This window comes from Pseudomonas sp. DW-iso17 (genome assembly GCF_058725345.1).
This window is the reverse complement of the sequence record NZ_JBZXEA010000031.1, coordinates 1-11,565: the sequence shown is the minus strand read 5'-3', so window position 1 is coordinate 11,565 and position 11,565 is coordinate 1. Positions and strand designations below refer to the sequence as shown.

Sequence of the window (11,565 nt, the reverse complement as noted above, 5' to 3'; positions counted from 1 at the left end):
CGCTCCTACAGGTAAATTATTTCCAGGGCGCGGGCTCGCCAAACAGTTGGCCCTGCACGCCGAAAATCCCCATCTCACGAATCACCTTCAGTTCGCCCTCGGTCTCTACACGCTCGGCAATCAGCGGCAGGTCAATGCTATGGGCCGCTCGCTGAATAGCTTCGATAAACAGGCGCTTGTCACTTTCCTGGTCGATGGCGCGAATGTAGCTGCCGTCGATCTTCAGGTACGCCAGGCCCAGGCGCGCCAGGTTACCGATCATGCTGAACCGCCCACCGAAACGTTGCAGGCTGAGGGAGAAGCCCAGTTCGCGCAGGCGCTGGGTCATCTGTTCCAGCACGGGCTGCTCAGGCAGTTGCTCCTCACCAATCTCCAGGGTGAGGCGCGGGCCCAGGTTGCTGTGCTGGCGTAGCAGGTCATAAACGCGGTTCAGGGCCTGGGTATCTTGCAAGGTCGCGGCCGAAAGATTCAGCGCCAGGTTCTCGGTGTGGCTGGCCATCTGCTTGAGCACCTGCTCCAGCATCAGGCGGTCCAGGCGGGCTGACCAACCAAAGCGCTCAAGCCACGGCAGGAAGCGCCCGGCCGGTATGGTGTGGCCGTCTTCGTCCTGCAAGCGCGACAGTACTTTGTAATGCAAGACCAATTGTGGGTCCTGGCTGGCGACAACCGGCTGGAAGTACAGCTGGAAGCGCTGCTGGGTCAGGGCCTGGTCCAACAAGGTGTGCCAGGCATGGTGATCGTCTCCCACGCTGGCGGCGGCGCTGCGGTCCAGGCACACCCAACTGGTGTCGCCCTGCGCTTGGGCCTGGGCCAGGGCCTGATCGGCCAGGGTCAGCAGGGCTTGGGGCGCGTCGCCATGGCTGAACGGCGCCAGGCCGATATAGGCGACCGGCGTAACGTCACTGGCGCCGGTCGCTTGCAGGCTGAGCAAAGTGCTTTCCAGGTTTTGCGCCAGCTGCATCGCTTCTTCACGCATCAACCCCGGCGCCAGCACGGCGAACTCACCGCCACGAATACGGGTGACGAGGTTATGGGTTTCCGGGTACGGCGCGCACTGGCGCAGTAGTTGTTCGCCAACCGCTTGCAGTAACTGGTCGGTGCGCTGGCCACCCAGGCGCTGGTTGAGGCCGGCCAGGTCCTTGACCCGCAGCAGCAGAAGGTAGCCGGAGTTGGTCTCTTCCGGGTTACTGACGCGGGCGTTGAGCTGCATCTCGAAATAACGGCGGTTGGCGAGGCCGGTGAGGTTGTCCTGATAGGATTCGGTGCGCAGTTTTTCGCTACGCTCGGCCTGCTCCTGGAACAGCGCCTTGAGCTTTTCCACCATCTGGTTCATGGCCTGCACCACCCGCCGCAGTTCAGGCGTGCGGGGCAAGTCAGGCAGGCTGAGGAACTCACGGCGGGCAATGGCGTGGGACTGTTTGACCATATAGTCCAACGGCTTCAATTGCCGGCGCAGCAACAGCCCACCGAGCACCACGCTGACCGCACCGCACAAGAGCAACCAGCCCAGGCTACCCAGGGCGCTTTGCCAGAGCTTGGCCAGGGCGAACATCGGATGGCTGACCACTTCTACCCGTGCGGCCTGTTCCCAGCCACGGCTGACCAGGGCATCACCGCCCGCCGGCTCCAGGCCGATCAGCTTGACGAACCAGTTGGGCACGCCGTTGTTGTCGGGAATACCGCTGCGCTCGACGATGGTTTTGTCGGTGGCCAGGTCCACGACGCGGATGCTGGCATAGTAACCGCTGTCGAAGATCGAGCTGACCAACAGCTCCACCATGGCTGGGTCATCGATATTCGGGGTCAGCGACAGCGCCAACGCCGTTGCGGCATCCTGGGCGTGGGAGCGCAGTTGGTTGACGTATTGGGTGCGCGAGCTTTCCAGGCTGACCATGAAGCTGCCGCTGAAGGCGACCACCAGGAACAGACAGATTGCAATCAATAGCTGTTTGAACAGAGACATCCGATCAGTTACTCCTAGTTGGCAGGCTCGGCTGGGAAGCCTTCCGCACGCATTTTTCTCAACACATCCTGCCAGCGCGACAAGCGTTTGGTATCACCGACTTTCTTGTTGCCCTTGGCACCGGGCAAGTACAGCCCCTCGGCGTTGAATGAGTACACCGGGACCAGATCGGTGCGACGAGTGGCCGGCAGGATCTCATCCATCAGGCTGTCGAGCACCAGTGGGACAGCGTCTGGGGTCGAATAATAGGTCAGGACCATGTGCGCCCGATTCTGCCGCAAGGCCTTGACGTAGGTAATGCGCAATTTGTCGCTGGACACCCCCAGGTGACGCAAACTGAAATACTTTGCGATGGCGTAGTCTTCGCAGTCACCGGCGCCTTTCCAGAGTGCTTCGACGGGTGTCTCCCAATAATCGACAACGTGCCAGAGATCGATGTCTTCCACGTAGGTCATTTGCTTGTTGAAGAACAAATTGACGACCTTGAGCTGGTCCTGCTCGCTGACCTGTTTTTCGCTCGCCAATAGCCGCTGCCAGGCGTCGATACGTTGCTGGCCTTGCCCCAACGGGCCGTAGACGGCGGTGGCCTTGCGGCTGATCTGCGAGAAATCCCAATCGGCACGCAGCCCGCCGAGCATCAGGCCAGCCAGTAAAATTGCTGATAAAAGCCAGCAAAGCAGTCGATAGGGAATAAAACTTACCGCCAAAGTGTTCAGTCCATGAAAGAGACGGAATTTCAAGGAATGGTGAAGCCTGGCCCTACAAAAAACAATGGCACAGTGCAATCATCACAGTAGGCGGTGATTTTATAACCGCCTCCTGTGAGAGACACAAAGTATGCTGTGTAAGCCCTTACAAACGGAAACTCTGGCTGTTTGACAAGCGCCTGGCCCATCTTTAGTGTTCTTTGGATCCAATTAGCCAACCTATTATTCAAGAAAGGAGGATAGCGCAACCGTGACGCAGAAGCCGAACCCATTAAGCAGCATCAAAATCAGCGGGCCTATTCCCGCCCATCTTGCGCGCTCCGTTATTGAAGAAACCTTGCGTAATGCCATCCTCGATGGGCGATTGCCCTGTGGCACCGCCATGCGCCAGCAAGAACTGGCCAGCCTGTTCGGCGTCAGCCGCATGCCCGTGCGTGAAGCTTTGCGCCAGCTGGAGGCGCAATCCTTGCTGCATGTGGTGACTCACAAGGGTGCCGTCGTTGCCCCCTTGATCGAGGACAATTCGGCAGAGACCTATGCCTTGCGCATGTTGCTGGAGTCCGAAGCCTTGCGCCTGTCGATTCCGCTGCTCACCGACGCGGACCTTGCTCAAGCCGAGGCTTGTATCAATTCGCTGGAAAGCGAAAAAGACTACACCGAGATTGGTCGCCTCAATCGCCTGTTTCACATGGTGCTATATGGCAAGGCGCCCAACCAGCGACTGCTCACCCTGGTCGAGCACGGGTTGAATGAGGAGGAACGCTTCCTGCGCTTCAACCTTGAGGCGATGGGGCTGGGCGAGACCTCCCAGGAAGATCACCGCGAACTGCTGAGCCTGGTGGCGCAGAAGAAGGTCGAGGAGAGCATCCTGACGTTGCGTAACCACTTGATGCGAGGCATGGAGGTGATCGCCACCTACCTCAGCAGCCTTGAGAGCGCCGACAAAAAAGCCGTGCAGTAAGTTTTTTTGCTTTTGCCCTTAATCCTCAGGTGATGGAGCAGCTTCCCTATCAGGGTTGTTGCTCCATCAGAAATATTTAAAAAATAACTAAAGAACGATTAACGCCGACTTAGTGCACGGAAAAATCCCACCTATAGCCGGGCAATTTACCGCACATATAAACATCGGCAAAGTCCTTTAATACATTTGCATACCGGTTCAAACATTCAATCAGCTTATTATCTTCGCTCAGCAAGCCACGCCTTCCCATACCGCTGCGGCCGCCTATTTAAATGGTAGCGCCGTGCGCGTGAACGCGATCAAGTTACTCTTGCACTCACAACTATAACAGTCCAACACTGCTTTTAAAGCACTCGCAACAACTATAGGCGTCAACCATGCATCACTATTTACTTGAGCAAAAAAAACAAAAACTGTTCGACCACCCGTTATTTATAGAAATAACCACCGTTGGCAAGTTACAACACTTTATGGAACACCATGTATTTGCGGTCTGGGACTTCATGAGCCTGACCAAACGCCTGCAACAGGACCTCACGTGCACACAGTTACCCTGGCTCCCCTGCGCTGCCCCCCGCGATGCCCGCCTGATCAATGAAATCGTGCTGGCTGAAGAGACGGACGAACACCCGACACGGGGCTATTGCAGCCACTTCGAGCTGTACCTTGACGCGATGACGGAAGTGGGCGCCAGCACCGTCGCAATCACTCGCTTCATCGACCTGCAAAGCCAGGGAGTGGAGGTAAGCGCGGCCTTGCAAATGAGCGATGCTCCCCTGGGCGTGGCCCGCTTCGTCGACAGCACCTTACAAATCGCCTTGAGCGCCCCGACCCACTGTGTGGCGGCGGCGTTCCTGCATGGCCGCGAGAGTGTGATTCCGTCAATGTTCAAGGGGCTTTTGCATAGCCATGCTTTCATAGGTCGGCAGGCCCCTACGTTATGTTACTACCTCAACCGCCATATCGAATTGGACGGCGATGACCACGGCCCTGCGGCGCAACAGTTGCTAACGCACCTGATCGACGCCGACCCCAGTCGTCAGCAACAAGCCGATAGCGCCGCCCTGGGCGCCGTGGAAAGTCGTATTACCCTCTGGGACGACGTGCTGGCCTCGATGCAAGAGGTACGTCCGTGAACGCCGTCAGCTACCAATCCTTTGCCGATGACTGGGAACGTCGCGCAACCATCCGCACACGCCCCCGGCGGATGTTGGAAGACGACGACAAACTCATCTTCCCCCTGTGCCGCCAGCCTCTGGTGCTGAGTGCAACCTTTCTCAAGCACTGCCCGCAATGGCGCAACTTCGTGCTGGTGCAAAGCTTCTACAAATTCATCAATGACGTGGTGATTTTCGAAACCGAGATCGTCGACAAAACCGCGCGCAGCATTGCTAAAAATCGCTTCTCCCTGCCCTTCCCGCTCGCCTGCCGTTACGACGCGATGACGGTCGTTGTCGACGAGGATTACCACGCGCTGGTAGCCCTGGATTTCCTTCAGCAAGCCGTGGCAATGACCGGGATTCAACCGCTCGATCTACCCGGGCAAATTGAACTGAGCCGCGCGCTTCCGGCAGCCCAGGCGCAGGTACCGACATATTTGCACGATGCCGTTGAGCTGATCGGCGTCGCCATCGCCGAGAACACCGTCACCCATGACGTCGCAGCGTTTTCCAAAGACGCCAGCGTCAAATCCTCTGTCCGCGGCCTGATGGCCGATCATCTGTTTGATGAAGGGCGGCATGCGCGGTTCTGGACACAGTTGGTGCGCCTCTACTGGCAGTCGGCAAGCTCGCAAGATCGCGACCACATTGCTCAAGCCCTGCCCGTATTCCTGACGCACTACCTGACCAACGAGCTACAAAAAGACTTCGATCTGCAACTGATCGAACACTTGACGATCAGTGCCCACACTCGCGTGGCACTGTGCGACGAAATCCGGGCGCTGGATTTTCCCATCACCCACCAACATCCGCTGGTGGCCAATATCATGGGCTTTCTGCACCACAGCGGCGTACTGCAAACCCCCAGCGTGGCACGAGCCCTGCGCGACTATCTGCCCGTATCGATGAGGTTGGCATGAGGCGCTTGCAGATCGAGTGGCGTGGTACCACTAACGCTCTGGCGGCGCTCAAGCAGGAGCTGGAGCAGTATGGGCATGTGGCAGGAACGGTGTCTGTGGATCTGGTTATTGAAGACGGGAGTCAGCCGCTGCCGCCCTCGCCCGCCAGTGCGCCATGGTTAAGCTTGCGCGTGGGTATCGGCCCGCTCTGCGAACACGGGCTGCCCTCATTGCAGTTGCGCTGCTATGACCGGGAGCGGCGCCTGCTGACGGTGCACGACGTTGCCCAGGAACCCAGCGGCAATGGGCAGCGGTTGCGTCAGCAGGCAACGAATGCAGTGGTGGAGTGGGCTGCTTTGTTGGTCTGCGGTTTTTCAAGAGACCCCGCCTACTTCTCGGCAACGGCCGCTGCTAACGCCTGGCCTGAACAGGGCCTGCAGGAGTTGGATGCCTTGGCTTTCATGCACCGGTTCAACCACACGGCGGACCCTGCCTTGTTGCAAGCGGCCCGAACGCCCATGATCGAACGGCTGCAGGCCAGCCTCAATACCTTCGCACATCGAACAGTGCTGAACATCGCCGGTCATGCGCTGACTTATCGGCAGCTCCAGCAACAAGCCATGGCTATTCAACAACGCCTGCTTCCCTTGCTGGAGGATGCCGAGGCTCCACAAGTGGTCGGCGTATGCCTGGAGAAATCTGCCGAGTTGTACGCCAGCATTCTCGCGGTGCTTGGCTGTGGCGCCGTGTATTTGCCGCTGGTGCCTGACCACCCGGAGCAACGCCAGCACTGCATGCTGACCAGCCTCAAGGCCTGTGTGCTGCTGGAGAATGGCCAGCACCCATTGCGAGAGCGTTTCGTTTCACTTGATGTGAGCCAGGTTGCCGCGCACAGCGCCGACATGACGCAACCGCTGATGCACCGTCATCCCCGTGCCGACGAGCCGTGCGTGGCACTGTTCACCTCGGGTACGACGGGCCAGCCCAAGGGGGTACTGCTGAGCCAATACAACCTGGCGCATTTCACGGCCTGGCTCGTCAGTTGCGTGGCGTTGGATCAACACAGTCGCGTCCTGCAGTTTTCGCCACTGGGCTTCGATTCTTCACTGATCGATATTTTCCCTGCATTGATCGTTGGCGCCGCGTTGATTGTCCCCAGCCCAGACCAACGTCACGACCCTCAGCAACTGGTAGAGCTGATTCGCAAGCAACGCGTCACTCATGGGTTTGTGCCACCGGCACTGCTCAGCATCCTGCCGCTGGATCAGCCATTGGGCATGACTCATTTACTGACCGGAGGTGATTTCTGCGAGCCCTGCGTGATCGAACAACTGGCCGGTCAATGCCAGCTGCATAACCTCTATGGGCCGACCGAGGCCACTGTGTTGGCGACCCATCGGGTATTCCAACGAGGTGACAGCCATCGCAATATCGGCCTCCCCATCGCTAACAGCCAGGTGCTGATTCTCGACGAGAACCTGCAGCCCGTGGATGAACAGGTAATGGGCGACTTGTACATTGTCGGTCCCGGAGTAAGCCTGGGTTATTCAAATACACCATCGCGGCCCGACAATCCGTTCGTGGCGCTGACACTGCCAAATGGCCAAGTGCTACAGGCTTATCGCAGCGGCGACTTGGCAAAATGGACGCAAGAGGGCATCGAGCTGGGCGGCCGCAGGGATGAGCAAGTCAAGATCCGCGGGTTTCGAGTTCAGCCTCAGGATATTGAACAGTGCTTGCGCGATAGTCGCTTGTTTCGCCAAGTGGCAGTGGTGATCGATACGGCACACAGAGTCATCGGCTTTGCCGCCCAGCCGGAATCTGGCGCTACGCTGGCAAGCCTGAAGGAACATGCTCGGCAGTGGTTGCCCGTGCATATGCAGCCCAGCGCTTGGAGCGAACTGGCATGCATGCCCCGTTCGAATAACGGCAAGATCGATCGCAAGGCCTTGTTGGCCATGCCAATACCCATACCCATCGGGAGGGATCGCTGTCGCATACAAGACCCTTTGCAGGCACAACTGGCTGACGTGTGGGGTGAGCTGCTGGGATTACCCGCAGGCGAACTCTCGATTGATGAGAGTTTTTTCAACCTCGGTGGCCACTCCATCCTGTTGTCGACTCTGTTGCTACGCCTGCGCGAGCAGTTTGGCCGCAGCTTCTGCCTGAGCCCCTTTTTTGAGACGCCGACCATTCGCACATTGGCCGCACTCATGGATGGCGGCACGCTGCCGGATAAACCGTCCAACCAGATGGAGCAAGATGCGACGCGCGCACTGAAGGTCGAGGTTCTGCCCGACACCCTTGCGGGAGATTCGCGCAAAGCCATCGTTACTGGCGCAAACAGCTTTGTCGGGGTGCATATCGTCCAGGCACTGCTGGCTGGCGGGGCGCAGGACGTGGCGTGCCTGGTGCGTGAGTTGCCCGGCCATTCGGCGGCGGCAAGGTTCGCCCAGGCATTACGTGAATACCGCTTGGAACATCTGGACCTGAGCCGAGTACAGGTATACGCCGCCGATATTCGTAAACCTCGCCTGGGCTTGGCCGACGACGTGTACGAGCACCTCGCCCGTCATTACGGCGTGTTGGTGCATAACGCCGCGCAGGTCAATCATGTGAGGGATTACGCCTCACTCGCAAAGGACAACGTCGAGCCGGTGCTGGAATGCCTGCGTCTTTGCGAGACCCATTGCAAGAAGGTCCTCAATTTCATCTCGACGCTCTCAGCCTGCAGCAGCGTAGACGTCGACGGGTACGTGCTTGAAGCGCCTGCCCGACGCGCACTGCCGCTCTATGTGAAAAATGGCTACAACCTCTCCAAGTGGGTAGCCGAGCGGCTATTAGGACGGGCAGTTGAGCAAGGGGCCTGGGTCAATATTCATCGGCCGGGAAATATCAGCTTCAACAGCCAGAACGGCGTTTGCCAGCCACAGAAAAACCGCTTGATGTTGATGCTCAAGGGGTCTCTGCAATTAGGGATGGTCCCGCGACTGGACGCCAATTTCGACCTGATGCCGGTGGACTTCCTGGCGCGTTTCATCGCCTTCCACAGCGCTCACTTTGACCCTGGGCGAAATGTGTTCAACCTGCACAACCCGCTGCCCTTGAGTTGGGACCAGTACCTCGACGCCTTCAGCGAGGCTGGACACGCTTTTGACCGGGTAAGCATTGAACACTGGCAACGGGCGCTGCGCAAAGTGAGCCGCAATAACGCGTTGTTCGGGGTGCTGGGCTTTTACCTGGACGGACTGGGCGAAGACATCGGTGATACATCGATGATCCGTTACGACAATGCCCGGTGGGGCTTGGAAAAAATGGGGATGTGCTATCCACCCAAGAGCCAGGCGCTGTTACGCAAAGGCTGCGACTACCTGAGCGCTATCAACTTCCTCTGAATAGCACCCTGGACGTGAGGCCAAGCGATCGGAGCGAGAGGCCTCGCTCCGATGCGGTCAGGATCAGATCTTGAAGCTATCGACCAATTGCTTCAGTCGGCTGGCCTGCTGGGACAGCGCATCGCAGTCCTTGAGCGTCTCGTTGAGGTTGGCCACACCCTGCTGGTTTAGCAAGTTGATCTGGTTGATATCGACGTTGAGGGTTTCAACCACTGCGGTCTGCTCTTCGGTGGCGGCCGCGACGGATTGGTTCATGCCGTCGATCTCAACGATACGTTGCGTCACGCTGACCAGACGCTCACCTGCCTGGTTGGCGACTTCGACGCTTTCTTCGCTGGAAGCCTGGCTGGCGTTCATGGTGGTCACAGCTTCACGCGAGCCCACTTGCAGCGAAGTGATCATCTTGTGGATTTCTTCTGCCGACTCCTGGGTGCGGTGCGCCAAATTACGCACTTCATCCGCCACCACGGCAAAGCCACGCCCGGCTTCACCAGCACGGGCCGCTTCGATCGCCGCGTTGAGGGCGAGCAAGTTGGTTTGTTGGGAAATACCTTTGATCACATCCAGGATGTGCCCGATGTTGTCGGTACTGGCATTAAGGGTTTCAATCTGAGTGCAGGACAGGCTGATCTTCTGCGACAACTCAGACATCGCCTGGATGGTTTGCTCCACCACTTTACGACCATCGTCAGCTTGTTCGCTGGCACCACTGGCGTGCTGGGACGCATCCGCGGCGTTGCGCGCGATTTCCTGGGTGGCAGCCCCTAGTTCGTTGATGGCTGCGGCTACGCTGTTGGTACGCGCGCTCTGTTCGTCAGAACCGATGATCGACGCATTAGATGAAGCCATCACACGCTGGGACAAATCGTGCACCTGGCGCGTTGCCGAAGACACTTCGGAAATCGACGCGTGGATTCGCTCGACGAACTGATTGAATGCGCTGCCGACCTCGCCGAACTCGTCTTTGCTGGTCACGTCCAGACGTCGGGTCAAATCACCTTCGCCTTGGGCAATGTCCTGCATGGCCACGCCCATGGTGGTCAGCGGGCGCAACAGGACTTGAATCAACAGGCTCAGGAGCACCGCAATGGCCACAACGGCGATCAACATCGCAATCAAGGCCGAAGTGCGGAATTTGCCTAGTGGGGCATAGGCTTTTTCTTTGTCGATCGACAGGCCTATGTACCAGTCAGCGCCAGGCAAGCCGCTGATAGGCGTGAAGGAAAGGATGCGATCCTGACCGTTGAGGACAACGTCCTGATTGAGCTTCTCAATGCGCACATGGGTGCCAGGGTAGATGTCCTTGAGGTTCTTCATCACCTGGTCCTGGTCTGGACTGACGATGACCTGGCCATCACCGCTGACCAGGAACGCATGGCCGATACCACCGAAGTCTACCGAGTTGATGATCTTCACCAGTGTCTGCAGGCTCAGGTCACCACCGACAACACCCAATAACTCGCCGTTCTTTTTCACCGGCATGGCAATTGTCACGATCTGACCGCCCACAGCCGCCATATAAGGCGGAGTAAGCATGGTTTTGTCCGCGACTACTGCTTGCTTGTACCAAGGGCGCTGACGAGGGTCATAGTCGTCAGGCATCTTCGCGTCAGGGCGCTGGGTGAATACCCCGTTGGTTTGACCTACATAGGTGAACTGGAAATTGGTGGTGAATGCTGGCTGATCGACCAAACCAGGAAGGTCGGCCGCACTGCCTTGGTGGGCAACGTTCTGCGCCAGATTCTCGAGGACCAGGATGCGACCACTGAGCCAGTTCTGCACACTGCTGGCGGTCAGCTCGCCGGATTGCTGGATGGACGATGTCAGGTTTTGCCTGATGGTACTGCGCTGCAGGTAGTCGTTGTAGAGCGTAAATAGCGCGAAGGCTAAAACCACGACGCCTGACGCGGCCAACAGAATTTTATGACTGAACTTGAGATTCATTTCATCGACTTCTTTTGCCAAAGGGGGGTGAGCGTGCCGAGTGGAACATTCCATGTAACGGGATAGGCGGACTCTGCGGTCGCTCTATTTCGGTGCACGCATGGCTCGTCAGGCTTTCGGCCAAACTTCGACAAATCTTAGAAATTTGTGAGAAGCATCTTCTTTTAGCGTAGGAAACCGACAGGCGGTAGGGATAAGGCAGATTCGCTGTGATGGCTGCCCTAAACGACAAAACCCCTGTCTGCGTTAGCAGACAGGGGTTTTGGAATTCAATCTTGACGATGACCTACTCTCACATGGGGAAACCCCACACTACCATCGGCGATGCATCGTTTCACTGCTGAGTTCGGGATGGGATCAGGTGGTTCCAATGCTCTATGGTCGTCAAGAAATTCTGTGTACCAGACCGTTGTGTTGGCAACGTGCCGGTGAAATTCATGAGCTTCTACATAAACAAAACCCCTGTTTGTGTTAGCAAACAGGGGTTTCGGAATTTAATCTTGACGATGACCTACTCTCACATGGGGAAACCCCAC

7 protein-coding genes and 1 rRNA gene are annotated in these 11,565 nt (G+C 57.8%); 4 read left to right on the top strand and 4 right to left on the bottom strand.

Translation table 11 applies throughout. The features are described from left to right. Nucleotides 1-16: 16 nt before the first annotated feature. Both lapD and lapG read right to left on the bottom strand, forming a co-directional pair. Entirely contained in the window at nucleotides 17-1,963 is a 1,947-nt protein-coding gene (gene lapD / locus AC4PS6_RS18280; RefSeq protein WP_054922570.1) for a cyclic di-GMP receptor LapD, read from the bottom strand. 14 nt (nucleotides 1,964-1,977) lie between these two features. Beyond that, nucleotides 1,978-2,601, bottom strand: coding sequence for a cysteine protease LapG (gene lapG / locus AC4PS6_RS18275; RefSeq protein WP_019819857.1), 624 nt, complete (start codon nucleotides 2,599-2,601; stop codon nucleotides 1,978-1,980). 319 nt (nucleotides 2,602-2,920) lie between these two features. Here lapG and AC4PS6_RS18270 point away from each other — a divergent pair, with 319 nt between their 5' ends. The 4 genes from AC4PS6_RS18270 to AC4PS6_RS18255 all read left to right on the top strand — a co-directional run bounded on the left by AC4PS6_RS18270 (nucleotide 2,921) and on the right by AC4PS6_RS18255 (nucleotide 9,085). Beyond that, nucleotides 2,921-3,631, top strand: coding sequence for a GntR family transcriptional regulator (locus AC4PS6_RS18270; protein ID WP_014716363.1), 711 nt, complete (start codon nucleotides 2,921-2,923; stop codon nucleotides 3,629-3,631). 377 nt (nucleotides 3,632-4,008) lie between these two features. Further along, nucleotides 4,009-4,767, top strand: coding sequence for a DUF3050 domain-containing protein (locus tag AC4PS6_RS18265; protein WP_020302192.1), 759 nt, complete (start codon nucleotides 4,009-4,011; stop codon nucleotides 4,765-4,767). Next, nucleotides 4,764-5,711, top strand: a complete 948-nt coding sequence (locus AC4PS6_RS18260) for a diiron oxygenase (protein WP_032903077.1) — start codon at nucleotides 4,764-4,766, stop codon at nucleotides 5,709-5,711. The genes AC4PS6_RS18265 and AC4PS6_RS18260 overlap by 4 nt, the downstream gene beginning before the upstream one ends. Next, nucleotides 5,708-9,085, top strand: coding sequence for an amino acid adenylation domain-containing protein (locus AC4PS6_RS18255; RefSeq protein WP_336827541.1), 3,378 nt, complete (start codon nucleotides 5,708-5,710; stop codon nucleotides 9,083-9,085). The genes AC4PS6_RS18260 and AC4PS6_RS18255 overlap by 4 nt, the downstream gene beginning before the upstream one ends. A 63-nt stretch (nucleotides 9,086-9,148) precedes the next feature. Here the strand turns inward: AC4PS6_RS18255 and AC4PS6_RS18250 are convergent, their stop codons facing one another. Together AC4PS6_RS18250 and rrf are read right to left on the bottom strand one after the other, a co-directional pair. Beyond that, complete coding sequence (locus AC4PS6_RS18250) at nucleotides 9,149-11,029, bottom strand: methyl-accepting chemotaxis protein (RefSeq protein WP_014716359.1); 1,881 nt, start codon at nucleotides 11,027-11,029, stop codon at nucleotides 9,149-9,151. Between the two features lie 273 nt (nucleotides 11,030-11,302). Then, nucleotides 11,303-11,418 (bottom strand): 5S ribosomal RNA (gene rrf / locus AC4PS6_RS18245). Nucleotides 11,419-11,565 lie beyond the last annotated feature (147 nt).